The 14,421-nt window shown below is 59.0% G+C and carries 8 protein-coding genes; 5 read left to right on the top strand and 3 right to left on the bottom strand.

Annotated elements, in window-relative coordinates; genetic code table 11:
* The first annotated feature begins 150 nt into the window (after positions 1-150).
* The 4 genes from aceE to msrA all read left to right on the top strand — a co-directional run bounded on the left by aceE (position 151) and on the right by msrA (position 9,140).
* Positions 151-2,796 (top strand): pyruvate dehydrogenase (acetyl-transferring), homodimeric type, encoded by a 2,646-nt coding sequence (aceE, locus tag ABDX87_RS16260; protein ID WP_346828808.1) that lies wholly within the window; start codon positions 151-153, stop codon positions 2,794-2,796.
* Between the two features lie 150 nt (positions 2,797-2,946).
* The gene (gene aceF / locus ABDX87_RS16255; RefSeq protein WP_346828807.1) at positions 2,947-4,593 is read left to right on the top strand and encodes a dihydrolipoyllysine-residue acetyltransferase; all 1,647 of its coding nucleotides are present in this window, start codon (positions 2,947-2,949) and stop codon (positions 4,591-4,593) included.
* Between the two features lie 1,051 nt (positions 4,594-5,644).
* Entirely contained in the window at positions 5,645-8,338 is a 2,694-nt protein-coding gene (locus tag ABDX87_RS16250; RefSeq protein ID WP_346828806.1) for a putative bifunctional diguanylate cyclase/phosphodiesterase, read from the top strand.
* A gap of 142 nt (positions 8,339-8,480) precedes the next feature.
* Positions 8,481-9,140 (top strand): peptide-methionine (S)-S-oxide reductase MsrA, encoded by a 660-nt coding sequence (msrA, locus tag ABDX87_RS16245; RefSeq protein ID WP_346828805.1) that lies wholly within the window; start codon positions 8,481-8,483, stop codon positions 9,138-9,140.
* 198 nt (positions 9,141-9,338) lie between these two features.
* Here the strand turns inward: msrA and ABDX87_RS16240 are convergent, their stop codons facing one another.
* Positions 9,339-10,181, bottom strand: coding sequence for a 23S rRNA (adenine(2030)-N(6))-methyltransferase RlmJ (locus ABDX87_RS16240; protein ID WP_346828804.1), 843 nt, complete (start codon positions 10,179-10,181; stop codon positions 9,339-9,341).
* Between the two features lie 331 nt (positions 10,182-10,512).
* Here ABDX87_RS16240 and ABDX87_RS16235 point away from each other — a divergent pair, with 331 nt between their 5' ends.
* On the top strand, positions 10,513-10,779 hold the full coding sequence (locus ABDX87_RS16235; protein ID WP_346828803.1) for a hypothetical protein: 267 nt from the start codon (positions 10,513-10,515) through the stop codon (positions 10,777-10,779).
* Between the two features lie 74 nt (positions 10,780-10,853).
* On the opposite strand, the gene ABDX87_RS16230 is transcribed toward ABDX87_RS16235, so the two are convergent.
* Together ABDX87_RS16230 and ABDX87_RS16225 are read right to left on the bottom strand one after the other, a co-directional pair.
* The gene (locus ABDX87_RS16230) at positions 10,854-12,632 is read right to left on the bottom strand and encodes a zinc-dependent metalloprotease family protein (protein WP_346828802.1); all 1,779 of its coding nucleotides are present in this window, start codon (positions 12,630-12,632) and stop codon (positions 10,854-10,856) included.
* 262 nt (positions 12,633-12,894) lie between these two features.
* Positions 12,895-13,998, bottom strand: a complete 1,104-nt coding sequence (locus ABDX87_RS16225; RefSeq protein ID WP_346828801.1) for a GlxA family transcriptional regulator — start codon at positions 13,996-13,998, stop codon at positions 12,895-12,897.
* Positions 13,999-14,421: the final 423 nt, after the last annotated feature.

Here is a 14,421-nt window from a genome sequence, read left to right as displayed (position 1 = left end):
AAGCTGAAACGGCCAAAGATTTGTAGTAAAACTACACAACGCCGGGTACAACTCCGGTCATCCAAGAATTTTTACGTCGTCTGCCCACAAGGCCAGTCGCAACAAACTCAGGCAACCGATTCTGGAAGCCTTTCCGCCCTGGAGCAAGCCATGCAAGACCTCGATCCCGTCGAAACCCAGGAATGGCTGGACGCCCTGGAATCGGTTCTCGACAAAGAAGGCGAAGACCGTGCTCATTACCTGATGACCCGTATGGGTGAGCTGGCCACACGAAGTGGTTCGCAGCTGCCGTACGCCATCACCACGCCATACCGCAACACCATTCCTGTCACCCACGAAGCACGCATGCCTGGCGACCTGTTCATGGAACGCCGCATTCGCTCGTTGGTGCGTTGGAACGCCCTGGCAATGGTTGTCAAAACCAACATCGGCGATCCGGATCTGGGCGGTCACATCTCCAGCTTCGCTTCCAGTGCAACCCTGTACGACATTGGCTTCAACTACTTCTTCCAGGCCCCGACCGACGAACACGGCGGCGACCTGATCTACTTCCAGGGTCACGCATCGCCAGGCGTCTACGCCCGTGCGTTCATGGAAGGCCGCATCACTGAAGAACAAATGAACAACTTCCGTCAGGAAGTCGATGGCAACGGTCTGTCGTCCTACCCACACCCGTGGCTGATGAAAGACTTCTGGCAGTTCCCGACCGTTTCCATGGGTCTGGGTCCAATCCAGGCGATCTACCAGGCGCGCTTCATGAAGTACCTGGAGCACCGCGGTTACATCCCTGAAGGCAAGCAGAAAGTCTGGTGCTTCCTGGGCGACGGCGAGACCGACGAGCCGGAATCCCTGGGCGCCATCGCCCTGGCCGGTCGCGAGAAGCTCGACAACCTGATCTTCGTCGTGAACTGCAACCTGCAGCGTCTGGACGGTCCGGTTCGCGGCAACGCCAAGATCATCCAGGAACTGGAAGGCGTCTTCCGCGGTGCTCAGTGGAACGTGACCAAAGTCATCTGGGGCCGTTTCTGGGACCCACTGCTGGCCAAGGACGTCGACGGCATCCTGCAACGTCGCATGGACGAAGTCATCGACGGCGAATACCAGAACTACAAGGCCAAAGACGGCGCCTTCGTTCGCGAACACTTCTTCAACACGCCAGAACTCAAGGCGATGGTTGCAGACATGTCCGACGACGAGATCTGGAAGCTCAACCGTGGCGGCCACGACCCGTACAAGGTCTACGCGGCGTACCACCAGGCCGTTAACCACAAAGGTCAACCGACCGTGGTTCTGGCCAAGACCATCAAAGGTTATGGCACCGGCGCCGGTGAAGCGAAAAACACCGCGCACAACACCAAGAAAGTCGACGTCGACAGCCTGCGTCACTTCCGCGACCGTTTCGACATTCCGGTCAAAGACGACCAGCTGGAAGCACTGCCGTTCTTCAAACCGGAAGAAGGCAGCGCCGAAGCCCGTTACCTGAGCGAGCGTCGTGCTGCGCTGGGCGGTTTCGTGCCGCAGCGTCGTGCACAGAGCTTCAGCCTGCCGACCCCGCCACTGGAAACCCTGAAGGCTATCCTGGACGGTACTGGCGACCGCGAAATCTCCACCACCATGGCGTTCGTGCGCATCCTGACCCAATTGGTCAAGGACAAGGAAGTGGGTCAGCGCATCGTTCCGATCATCCCGGACGAAGCCCGTACCTTCGGTATGGAAGGCATGTTCCGTCAGCTGGGCATCTACTCCTCCGTAGGTCAGCTGTACGAGCCAGTCGACAAAGAACAAGTGATGTTCTACCGCGAGGACAAGAAAGGTCAGATCCTCGAGGAAGGCATCAACGAAGCAGGCGCCATGTCCTCCTTCATCGCTGCCGGTACTTCGTACAGCAGCCACAACCAGCCGATGATTCCGTTCTACATCTTCTACTCGATGTTCGGTTTCCAGCGTATCGGTGACCTGGCATGGGCCGCAGGCGACAGCCGCACCCGTGGCTTCCTGGTCGGCGGCACCGCCGGTCGTACCACCCTGAACGGTGAAGGTCTGCAGCACGAAGACGGTCACAGCCACATACTGGCCTCGACCATCCCGAACTGCCGCACCTACGATCCAACCTACGGCTACGAGCTGGCGGTGATCATTCAGGACGGCATGAAGAAGATGTTCGAAGAACAACAGGACGTCTTCTACTACCTGACCGTGATGAACGAATCCTACGTCCAGCCAGCCATGCCGGCAGGTTCCGAAGAAGGCATCGTCAAGGGCATGTACCTGCTGGAAGAAGACACCAAGGAAGCCGCGCATCACGTGCAGCTCCTGGGTTCGGGCACCATCCTGCGCGAAGTACGCGAAGCGGCGAAGATCCTGCGCGAGCAGTTCAACGTCGGTGCGGACGTCTGGAGCGTTACTAGCTTCAACGAACTGCGTCGCGACGGTCTGGCCGTAGAACGCGCCAACCGCCTGAAACCAGGCCAGAAGCCACAAGTGAGCTACGTTGAAGAGTGCCTCAACGGCCGTAAAGGTCCGGTGATCGCTTCGACCGACTACATGAAACTGTTCGCTGACCAGATCCGTCAGTGGGTTCCGACCAAGGAATACAAAGTCCTGGGCACCGACGGCTTCGGCCGTTCCGACAGCCGCAAGAAGCTGCGCAACTTCTTCGAAGTTGACCGTCACTTCGTCGTGCTGGCCGCCCTGGAAGCCTTGGCCGATCGTGGCGACATCGAACCTAAGGTCGTGGCGGAAGCCATCACCAAGTTCGGTATCGACCCGGATAAACGCAACCCGCTGGACTGCTAAGGTCTGCGTTAACGATCGCAAAGCGCGCTGCGACATTGCGCAAGACAGCCAAGGATGCGGAATTTACTCCGGTAAATGAGCATCCAAGGCTGTTTTGTCGCACTACCGGCAGCGCAGTCGAGTGAACAGGTTCTCCTAAGGAGAGACATTGTGAGTGAGTTAATTCGCGTACCCGACATCGGCAACGGTGAAGGTGAAGTCATTGAGTTGTTCGTCAAGGTCGGTGATCGCATCGAAGCGGACCAGAGCGTTCTGACGCTGGAGTCGGACAAGGCGAGCATGGAAATCCCTGCGCCTAAAGCCGGCGTCATCAAAAGCATGAAAGTGAAGCTGGGCGACCGCCTGAAAGAAGGCGACGAGCTGTTCGAGCTGGAAGTCGAAGGCGAAGCCGCGGCTGCGCCTGCCGCTGAACCTGCTGCAGCTGCTCCGGCACCTGCGGCTGAAAAGCCTGCTGAAGCCGCTGCCCCGGCCGCTGCCGCACCCGCCCCTGCTGCCGAAGCCGCCGTTCAGGACATCCACGTCCCTGACATCGGTTCGTCGGGCAAGGCTCGTATCATCGAGTTGATGGTCAAGGTTGGCGACAGCATCGAAGCCGATCAATCGCTGATCACGCTGGAATCCGACAAAGCCTCGATGGAGATTCCTTCTCCAGCCGCGGGCGTGGTCGAGAGCATCAGCGTCAAGGTCGAAGACGAAGTCGGCACGGGCGACCTGATCCTGAAATTGAAAGTGGCTGGCGCTGCACCGGCCGCTGCTCCTGCTCCGGCAGCAGCTCCGGCTCCGGCCAAGGCTGACGCGCCTGCAGCAGCACCGGCCGCTGCACCTGCTCCGAAAGCCGAAGCAGCCCCTGCTCCTGCAGCCGCTCCTGCCAAAGACGGCGCCAAGGTTCACGCAGGCCCGGCTGTTCGTCAGCTGGCCCGCGAGTTCGGCGTCGAGCTGAGCGCTGTGACTGCCACCGGCCCACACGGTCGCGTGCTGAAGGAAGACGTGCAGGCTTACGTCAAATCCATCATGACCAAGTCCAAGGACGCGCCAGCTGCTGGCGGCGCTGCCGGCGGCATGGGGATTCCACCGATTCCGGAAGTCGATTTCAGTCGGTTCGGCGAAATCGAAGAAGTGCCGATGACTCGCCTGATGCAACTGGGCGCCACCGGCCTGCACCGCAGCTGGCTGAACATCCCGCACGTGACTCAGTTCGATCAGGCCGACATCACCGACCTGGAAGCTTTCCGCGTTGCGCAGAAAGCCGTCGCCGAGAAAGCGGGCGTGAAGCTGACCGTATTGCCTCTGCTGCTCAAGTCCTGCGCACACCTGCTCAAGGAACTGCCGGACTTCAACAGTTCGCTGGCGCCAAGCGGCAAGGCCATCATCCGCAAGAAATACGTCAACATCGGCTTCGCCGTGGACACGCCGGAAGGCCTCCTGGTCCCTGTGATCAAGAACGTCGACCAGAAGAGCCTGCTGCAACTGGCTGCCGAAGCTGCCGAGCTGGCTGAGAAAGCCCGCAGCAAGAAGCTGTCGGCCAACGAGATGCAAGGCGCCTGCTTCACGATCTCCAGCCTCGGTCACATTGGCGGCACCGGCTTCACGCCGATCGTCAACGCGCCTGAAGTGGCGATCCTGGGTGTGTCCAAGGCCACCATGCAACCGGTCTGGGACGGCAAGGCGTTCCAGCCTCGCCTGATGCTGCCGCTGTCGCTGTCTTACGATCACCGTGTGATCAACGGCGCAGCAGCGGCTCGCTTCACCAAGCGTCTGAGCGATTTGCTGGCGGATATTCGTACGATTCTGCTGTAAGCCGTACAAGGCCCGTTTCCCATGAAACGGGCCTTCGCTGTTTTTCGAGCTGCCACGCTCGTACCTCAACCCCGCTTATTTGGCGGGGCTTTTTTTGGGCGTATGTTTTTGGGATTGGGATTGGGATTGGGATTGGGATTGGGATTGGGATTGGGATTGGGATTGGGATTGGGATTGGGGGTATAGCCGAGTTCGGTGGTGCCGCAACCTCTGCTCTGGCTAACGCCAGACCTGTTTCGCCTTCGGCGAGTTACTTGAAAAGACCCCAAGTAACCAAGGGTCCGGCTCCCGGTTGGGCCCGACTTCGTCGGGTTCCTTCACTCCGGCGACGCTCCGTGGGCCCGCGCCGAACGGACATCCATGTCCTGACGGCGCTCTCGCGGCATCCATGCCGCTCGACCCACTCCGCGCCACCTGCGCTCAGCCTGCACCCAAGTCGCGTTTTGTGGGGCCTGGACTTCCGCGCACTAGAGCAACTCGGGCTGGAGCTAACGCTCTTCGCATTCTTGAGTCGTGCATTCATCTCCCCGCTCCACTCTTTACTGTAGGAGCGTGGCTTGTCCCGCGATCTGCCGCGCAGCGGTAGCAAAATCAGGCGACTCAATCATGCCTGACACTCTGTACACAGGTTTTGCTGCCGGTCGGCAGATCGCGGGACAAGCCACGCTCCTACACGGACTGCGTCAACCTGATGTTTCTGCTTGATCGTTCCCACGCTCCGCGTGGGAATGCAGGGCGAGACGCTCCGCGTCGAACTCGACGCGGAGCGTCAATCGATGCGTTACCACGCGGAGCGTGGGAACGATCATCGAACGAGGGGACATGCGCAACAAAAGCGCCCACCGCCAACACCCACATCAACCACTTACCGCCCTTTCCAGACAAATCCGACCAACAACCTTTAGTTAATCCCCGATTTGCCGACAGATTTATAGCACTAAGCCATCGCGCTCACTTGTCAGCCCGTTCGCCATGATGCAACCTTGCGACACGCGATTTAACGATGGGCTCCTTGCCCATCCGCGACAGTACTCTTAAAGCGAGTTTCTTCATGAAAAGCCAACCTGATGCTGCCGCCCGATCGGCAGCCGAGGTCGTGACGCAATTGCCGGTGCCCTCGCGGCTCGGCATGCTGCGTTTCGAACGGCTGAATGAACCCAGCTGGGCGATGCTGTACCTGGATCCTAACTGTGAAAAGCAGTTCGACATGCCGGCCATGGAGCTGTGCGCCCTCATCGGCGCGCCTTATGCCAGCCTGATGGAACCGGAAGCTCGCTACCACTTGCACGATGCTGTGCAGATGCAACTGGCCAGCAACTCGCATTACGTCATCCGCTACACCCTGCACACCACTCGCGGCCCGCTGGGCCTGCTTGAGATCGGTGAAGGCTACAAGCAGCACAACCGTCACCTGCTGCGCGGGTATCTGATGGTGGTGGATGAAGTGTTCGACACCAGCGAGCTGGCGTTCAGTCCGGACCTGGAAGTTCAGAACTCACGCCTGCAGATCGCCCTGGAGCTGAATCAACGCGCTCAATACGAACAGCTGCAGCATCTGGAACGGGTTCGCGCGCAGCAGAGCCTGATTCTGCGTCTGGCGCGCCATCGCTACAGCTCCAGCAATTCCCTGCAGGAAGCCGCCGAGCTGATCACCAAGAGCGCTTGCGAGATCTACGATATTGATCGCGCGGCCATCTGGAACCTCAACGGCCAGACACTCGAGGCCATCGCCGAGTATCGCCGGGACATCGACGGTTACTTCAAACCCGCCGCGATCGACATCAGTCGTTACCCCAGCTACCTCGAAGCGCTGCACACCAGTCGTGCCATCGACGCCAATGACGTGCAGCTCGACCCGCGCACCCGTGAACTGGCCGAAAGCCTTGGGCCGCGTGACATCAATGCAATTCTCGACGCCAGCATACGTATCGACGGCCACGTCGTTGGCGTGTTGTGCCTGGAACAGACCGGCACGGCGCGCGACTGGCAGTCCGACGAGATTGCTTTCGCGGGTGAGCTGGCCGACCAGTTCGCACAGGCGATCAACAACCACAATCGCCGCACCGCCACCAACGCGCTGCACCTGTTCCAGCGCGCCGTGGAACAGAGCGCCAATGCGTTTCTGCTGGTCAATTGCGACGGCGTGGTCGAGTACGTCAACCCAAGTTTCACTGAGATAACCCAGTACACCGCGGATGAAGTCCATGGCCATCGCCTGTCGGAACTGCCCGCACTGGAGAATCTCAATTCGCTTCTGCTGGACGCCAATTCAAGCCTGGTCAGCGGCAACAGCTGGCAGGGCGAATTCAAGAGCCGCCGCAAGAACCTAGAGCCTTACTGGGGTCAGTTGTCGATTTCCAAGGTCTTTGGCGACAACCGCGAGCTGACCCATTACATCGGCATCTACGAAGACATCACCCAGGCCAAGCTCTCCCAGCAGCGGATCGAGCGCCTGGCGTACACCGACAACCTGACCAATCTGGGCAACCGTCCGGCGTTCATTCGCACCCTCGACGAGCACTTCGCCCGGGACATCGAAACGCCGATCAGCCTGCTGCTGGTGGACATCGACAATTTCAAACGCATCAACGACAGCCTCGGTCACCAGACCGGCGACAAGTTGCTGATCAGCCTCGCGCGGCGTTTACGCAACAGCCTGAGCCCGACCGGGATTCTCGCGCGCTTTGCCAGTAACGAGTTCGCTGTGCTGCTCGACGACACCGGTCTCGAAGACGGTCAGCGCATCGCCAGCCAGGTGCTGACGACGCTGGACAAGCCCATGTTCGTCGATAACCAGTTGATCAGTGTGACCGGCTCCGTCGGCCTGGCCTGCGCGCCCCTGCACGGTCGCGACCCGCAAACCCTGATGAAGAACGCCGGCTTGGCGCTGCACAAGGCCAAGGCCAACGGTAAGCATCAGGTCCAGGTGTTCACCGAGGCGCTCAACGCCGAGGCCAGCTACAAGCTGTTCGTCGAGAACAACCTGCGCCGCGCCCTGACGCAAAACGAGCTGGAAGTTTTCTATCAGCCCAAGCTGTGCCTGCGCACCGGGCGTCTGCTGGGTATGGAAGCGCTCTTGCGCTGGAACCATCCGGAAAAGGGCATGATCCGACCGGACCAGTTCATCAGCGTCGCCGAGGAAACCGGCCTGATCATCCCGATCGGCAAATGGGTCGCGCGCCAGTCCTGCCGCATGAGCAAACAACTCACCGCCGCCGGTTACGGCAAGCTGCACGTGGCGATCAACGTCTCGCCCAAGCAGTTCTCCGACCCTGAGCTGGTGACCTCGCTCGCCAACATTCTGCGCGAAGAACAGCTCGACCCGTCGCTGCTGGAGCTGGAGCTCACCGAGGGCCTGCTGCTGGAAGCGACGGAAGATACGCGTCTCCAACTGGAGTCCCTGAAGACCCTCGGCCTGACGCTGGCGATGGACGACTTCGGCACCGGCTACTCGTCCTTCAGTTATTTGAAGAAATTCCCGATCGACGTGATCAAGATCGACCGCAGCTTCATCCGCGACATTCCGGACGATCAGGACGACATGGAAATCACTTCGGCGGTCATCGCCATGGCGCATAACCTCAAGCTGACCGTGGTCGCGGAAGGCATCGAGACCGCCGAGCAACTGGCGTTCCTGCGTCGCCACCGCTGCGACGTAGGCCAGGGTTATCTGTTCGATAAACCCATCCCGGGTGAAGACTTGATCAACGCGTTACGGCGCTACCCGCGCGGGCCTCAGCTCTGACATCCAGGTGTCGGACCCCTTCCCCGCTCATGCCGCGTACGGCACACTTGTCGCCTTTCATTTGTAACAACACAATCTGACCCCATATACGTCCTTCACTGACAAACCCTGTCGGTTGTCCTGTCCATGAGAGGTCTACCTCATGGCCCTGCGCTCGGAAATCCTTGTGAACAAAAACGAACTCCCTACTGCCCAGCAAGCGCTGCCGGGCCGCGAAACCCCGATGGCCCTGCCGGAAACGCACTTCGTCAACGGCAACCCGCTGCTGGGCCCGTTCTTTGAAGACGTTGAATTCGCCATCTTCGGCCTGGGTTGCTTCTGGGGCGCCGAGCGTCGTTTCTGGCAACGTGAGGGTGTTGTCAGCACCGTCGTCGGCTACGCGGGCGGCTTTACGCCGAACCCGACGTATGAAGAGGTGTGTTCTGGCCTGACCGGCCACAGCGAAGTCGTGCTGGTGGTGTATGAGCCGGCGAAAGTCAGCTATCAGGAGCTGCTGGCGATGTTCTGGGAACTGCACAACCCAACCCAGGGCATGCGTCAAGGCAACGACATCGGCACCCAGTACCGCTCGGTGATCTACGCCACCACGCCAGAACAGCTGGAAGCGGCTCAGGCTAGCGCCAAGGTGTTCCAGGCGGAACTGACCAAGGCGGGTCTGGGGGAGATCACCACGGAAATCGACCAGGCGCCGACCGTGTATTTCGCTGAGGCGTATCACCAGCAATATCTGGCGAAGAATCCGCAAGGCTATTGCGGGATTGGCGGCACGGGCGTTTGCATGCCGCCGAGTCTGAATCCTTAAAACGAGTGAGCTCGGGACGGGCGCAATATCCGCCCCGACATTCAACCACTGTGGGAGTGAGCTCGCTCACGAAGAGGCCGGTGCACCCAATGCATCTGTGGTGACTGATCCGCAGCCTTCGTGAGCAAGCTCGCTCCCACAGGGATCACGGCGTTTTCAGGGCCGTACTTATCCGCCCACTATGCTACCGAGGGCAAATCAAGCCTCAGCGATCAGCCAGTCCATCGTCCAGTCACCTTTAGTCTGGCCCAGCTTCTCGGCCAGCCATGGCAGCAGCTCACGCAGTTCTTCTTCCAAGCCCCATGGTGGGTTGGCGATGGCCATGCCTGAGCCGTTCAGGCTGTTCGGTGTGTCCAGCGGATGCACCAGCAACTCCACACGCAACAGCTTCGGCGCGCCGGTTTCAGCCAATTCCTGATAAAAACGCTTGAGCGCGCGCTGGTCCTTGACCGGATACCAGATGGCAGCGACGGTCTGACGCATGCGACCGATGGCTTCCTTGAGCGCTACCGAGCACCGCTTCATCTCGTCGAGTTGCTCGAACGGCGGGTCGATCAGCATCACCGCACGCTTCTCCTGCACCGGCAGCAAGGCTCGCGGTACGTGCCAGCCCTCACCCAGGTGCACCGCCACGCGGCGGTCGTATTTCATGTTGTCCTTGAGCAGCGCGCCGTCTTCCGGGTGCTTCTCGTTGAGCAGCACGCGATCCTGCTCGCGGGTCAGACGTCGTGCCAGCTCAGGCGAACCGGGGTAGTAGCGCAATTCGCCGGTCTTGCGGTTCATCTGGCGGATCACGTCCAGATATCCGGCCGCCATGGGCGGCACATCCTCTGCGTCCCACAAACGGCCGATGCCTTCGATCCACTCTCCGGTGCGCGTGGCCTGATCACCTTGCAGGTCGTACAGACCCAGGCCCGCGTGGGTGTCGAGGTAGGCAAGCGGCTGCTCCTTGCGCGACATCAGCGCGATCAAGCGAGTCAGGACGATGTGTTTGAAGACGTCGGCGTGGTTGCCAGCGTGGAAGGCGTGACGGTAGTTCATGGCGGCTCCTGGAAGGCTGCGGAGTTTAACAAAACAGCCGCCGTTGCGCAGACCGCTCGTGCCTTGGCGCGCGCGGTAAGCCAAATCACAGGCAAAAAAAGCCCCGGTTAAGCCGTTACAAAACCGGGGTTGAGGGACATGCACGGACCAGAGGGTGACCAAACCGTCGCCCGCGCAATGTGAATGAAGCGATTATGCCGAATGAACTAAATGGTTACATAGCCAAAACCGACGTGCTGTTGCGTATGCCAGACATTGCCGACGACAGGTATTGCCGAGCGTGCGCGGCGCTACCAGAATCGGCTCAATCCCAAGAAAAGGAGCGAGCGTCATGATGCATGCGGACCTGATCGACCAGGACGATCTACTGGGTCAACTCAGATCGATCGGCTTTGAAATGCCTTCCGGCGCCACCGCTGAACAAGCCTGCGCCCAAGTGGTGTGTGGCTTGAACGACGACCGCGCCCGCGCATTGCGCCAGTTGGTGGAAAAGATGCTCACCAGCAGCGCAACCATCCTGCCAGCCGTGCGTCAGGCGATCGATCAACAGCTATTGCCGGCGTTGGCGACGTATAACAAAGGCCGCGCGCAGGCTTGAGGCTCCGTAGCGGTCCCGCCGGCGGCGCGCCTTCAAGAACGCTACCGCCGGCACGACGCTTGAGGTTTTAATCGCTATTGGAACATTTCCCAGTTCCAGCGCCGCATCGAGTTGTAATCGGCCTTACCGTTTGGCCTGCAGTTATCCAGTAAAACGGTCTTGTTCTCGGCAAATGTTCTTAAACATTCGCCATTATGCGCATCGTGACTGTATTTGTTTTTCAGCTCATAAAGACCGTTACCCACCGATTCCAACGTCCATTGCCGCTGGCTTACGTATTCACCTGCGGCAGGGCTACAAGCGCCCATCATTACTTTGCCGACAGCGTCAAGTTTTCGTGTGGTCATCAGGCACTGATCCTCCGTACTTCGCGAGTCGATGAAGTGATTTCTGATGTTCCAATAGGTCCCGTCGGAAGAAACTGCTTTCCATTCACGCATTGAATTCTGATCAGCGTCAGTACCGGCTGCGCTACAGGGCCCCATGGCCACCGAGCTGTCGGCACTGTTGGTTTGCAGGCACAGCGACAGGTGGGCGTCGAGCATGAAGCGGTTCAGAAACGGTTTGTAGCCCTTATGGTTTCCCGGGTAGAAATCATCCACCACCCCACGACGCTCATTCAGCCTGCGCGCGACATTATTGTGTTCGACGGTCCCCATCGGTATGCCCTCATAAGACCGGTAAGGCGTTGAGAAAAAAGCGATTCTCGGACAGCTCCCGGTCCGGCACTGAGCCGACATTTTCGTACGGAACTTCGGTTCCGCTTCATGACGATACCCAAACATATAAGGCGGCGAGTCCATGCCGGAAAACCCTTCCCTGTTATGGTCCGCCCCCAAGTTATGACCCATCTCATGCGCTAACGATGAAGTACAGCTGATGACCGAGTATGCACTCGCCTTAGTTGCATTGAGGTAGGCACGCCCACACACCTCAGGGCTAGTCATCACCATGGACACCAAATCTGCCAAATATAAATTACGGTTATCCGCGACCGCTTTCCCAAGGTCGGTTTGAACATTCCTCAAGTTTGACAGAAGTACATTACTATCGCCTTCTTCATCGTAGGCAGCATCGTAAATGCCAGCCAGTTGAAATTGAATCAGGACGCCGCTGTTGTAGGTTGCCAGATTCGCGGCCTCGATGGCGTTCACGATATCGGCCCGGATGGTTGGGCGGCTGGCTCTGGATTGACGGGTCGTCACCATCAAGACCCGGATGTGACGAATCGATAAATCAGCAGCGGGCGTGATGCTGACGTCTGCACTTTCCTCTTGCCCTGGCAAAGGCTCGCCTTCGGGCGCTAATTTGGTCTCATCGATCTTGATAAGCGCATGCCGCCCGTCTTCGATAAATGCAAGTTTGTAGGGCTGACCGTCGACCATGAAGGTGCCCGAGAGTTTGTCTCCATCACGCACAATAATCGCGTTATTGAACGGGTCGAAATCAACCTCATTACTGCCAGGGAATCTGGTTTTGCGGTCAGAGGGGGTATCACCTATCCAGACCACCATCCCATCTATAGAGTTCTTGAAACTCCTCAAATGGAAGGTCTTTGTCTTTTGCTCCGAGACAGCAAAGCTGATGTTCTGGGCCGCCTCAGTGATGACGGCCGGATTGGCAGTAACCCAACGAAGCTCTTGGTTAGCAGGATCATCCAGCAACCTTTTAAGATAATCAGAGCTACTGGATTGCGGCGCAGCACGATCAATCACCTGCTCCAATTCGATTAGATTCGAAGCAGGTGGCGCTGCGGCAAAAATGGAGGAAGAGATCGCGCTAATCAGAAGTGCCAACAGCCTGATGATTAGCCACTGACTATAGGGAGCGGTCCTTGCAATGTGCGAGTCCATGTCTGCAGTCCATGCGATATGTGCGAGACCACAGTGCACTACGAAATCTGATATCCGGCTACTGTCATAGTTGACAGGTGGGTATTCAGACAGTGCCGAAACAGCCCAAAAGTACGACGCCGAAGCGTTTTAGTTCCGAATGGGAATCGTCTGAGCATGCCTAAGAGCAAACCGATACAAGGGAAGTCACGGACGAACATATTCCCAGAGCAGGCGGCACGCTCATCGCGGTGAGCGCGCCCGCCCTTTAAACGACCAATGCTTACAATCTCACACTCGCAAACGTCGATTCGTTGCGCGCCTGGCTCAGTGCCGACAGCGGGCCGGAGAGCGGTGCCAGGACCATGGCCTGAGGAATTGGCATCATCGCCACTTGCTGTGCGGTGTTGGAGCCTACGCGCTCGTCGCGTGGCGGGATGCCGAAGTATTCGCGGTAGCACTTGGAGAAGTGCGGCGTGGACACGAAGCCGCAGACCGAGGCGACTTCGATGATCGACATCGGCGTTTGCTTGAGCAACTGACGCGCGCGGATCAGGCGCAGCTTCAGGTAGTAACGCGATGGCGAGCAGTGGAGGTATTTCTGGAACAGCCTTTCAAGCTGGCGTCGGGAGACTGAAACGTAGACCGCCAGCTCGTCGAGGTCGATGGGCTCCTCGAGGTTGGCTTCCATCAGCGCGACGATTTCCTGCAGCTTCGGCTGGTTGGTGCCGAGCATGTGTTTAAGCGGCACACGCTGGTGATCCTGTTCGTTACGAATGCGCTCATAGACGAACATCTCCGAGATCGCGGCGGACAGTTCACGGCCGTGATCGCGGCTGATCAGGTGCAGCATCATGTCCAGCGGAGCGGTGCCGCCGGAGCTGGTGAAACGGTTGCGGTCGAGGGTGAACAGGCGTGTGCTCATGGCCACGCGCGGGAAAGCTTCCTGCATCGCCGCCAGACATTCCCAGTGCACGCTGCAATCGAAGCCGTCCAGCAGGCCTGCGCAGGCCAGGGCCCAGCTGCCGGTGCACACGGCGCCGAGGCGACGGGACTGGCGCGCCTGGCTCTGCAGCCAGCTCACGTGTTCGCGGGTCACGGTGCGCTGAATGCCGACGCCGCCACAGACGATCACGGTGTCCAGCACCGGCGCCTTGTGCATCGAAGCATCAGGAGTGATTTGCAGACCGTCGCTGGCCCACACCTGGCCGCCATCGACGCTCAGGGTAGTCCAGCGATACAGCTCACGACCGGACAACTGGTTCGCCATGCGCAGTGGCTCAACCGCAGAAGCGAGCGAGATGAGTGTGAAATTGTCCAGCAGCAGAAAGCCGATGGATTGAGGCGCACGGTTCTGGGGTTGAGCCCCGGAGTTGAACGAAGTCATCACGGTATCTCCTCACACGTAAAGCGGTTGATGGCCCCAGTTAGAGGCTCTTGTTGTTTGGCTCTCGTCAGTGGAGAGCTTTGCTATTGCAACGCAAATGCCATGCCTAAAGTTGAATGGGCATTCAATAAACCCTGATTGCGACGTCGTGATGCGTCTATTCGGGAACGACATGGGTGTTCCGTTAGCGACCTATCGATCCCGGGGCCACGGAAATAAAGGAGGGGATGAGCAATTCGGTAGCACTTGTGTGAACTGCCGAAATCTCTGATACAGGCGAGTGTCACCCCATGCACGGGTGACCGACGGCAGGCCGGTGAACGCCTGTGTGGCATGGCTTTGCGCCATGTCCACACGGATCACGCGCCAAAAGGCAGCGGCGAGTTTGTAACGTGATTCAAAAGTGAGCAGAAGCGATTGAGG

The organism is Pseudomonas abietaniphila (genome assembly GCF_039697315.1).
GTDB lineage: Bacteria > Pseudomonadota > Gammaproteobacteria > Pseudomonadales > Pseudomonadaceae > Aquipseudomonas > Aquipseudomonas abietaniphila_B.
The sequence above is the reverse complement of the archived record's forward strand: the minus strand, read 5'-3'. Positions and strand labels throughout refer to the sequence as shown.

Bases quoted from the DNA above. Each gene is read 5' to 3' on its own strand.
- aceE (WP_346828808.1), top strand. From the start codon at position 151: ATGCAAGACCTCGATCCCGTCGAAACCCAGGAATGGCTGGACGCCCTG.
- ABDX87_RS16250 (WP_346828806.1), top strand. From the start codon at position 5,645: ATGAAAAGCCAACCTGATGCTGCCGCCCGATCGGCAGCCGAGGTCGTG.
- msrA (WP_346828805.1), top strand. From the start codon at position 8,481: ATGGCCCTGCGCTCGGAAATCCTTGTGAACAAAAACGAACTCCCTACT.
- ABDX87_RS16240 (WP_346828804.1), bottom strand. From the start codon at position 10,181: ATGAACTACCGTCACGCCTTCCACGCTGGCAACCACGCCGACGTCTTC.
- ABDX87_RS16235 (WP_346828803.1), top strand. From the start codon at position 10,513: ATGATGCATGCGGACCTGATCGACCAGGACGATCTACTGGGTCAACTC.
- ABDX87_RS16230 (WP_346828802.1), bottom strand. From the start codon at position 12,632: ATGGACTCGCACATTGCAAGGACCGCTCCCTATAGTCAGTGGCTAATC.
- ABDX87_RS16225 (WP_346828801.1), bottom strand. From the start codon at position 13,998: ATGACTTCGTTCAACTCCGGGGCTCAACCCCAGAACCGTGCGCCTCAA.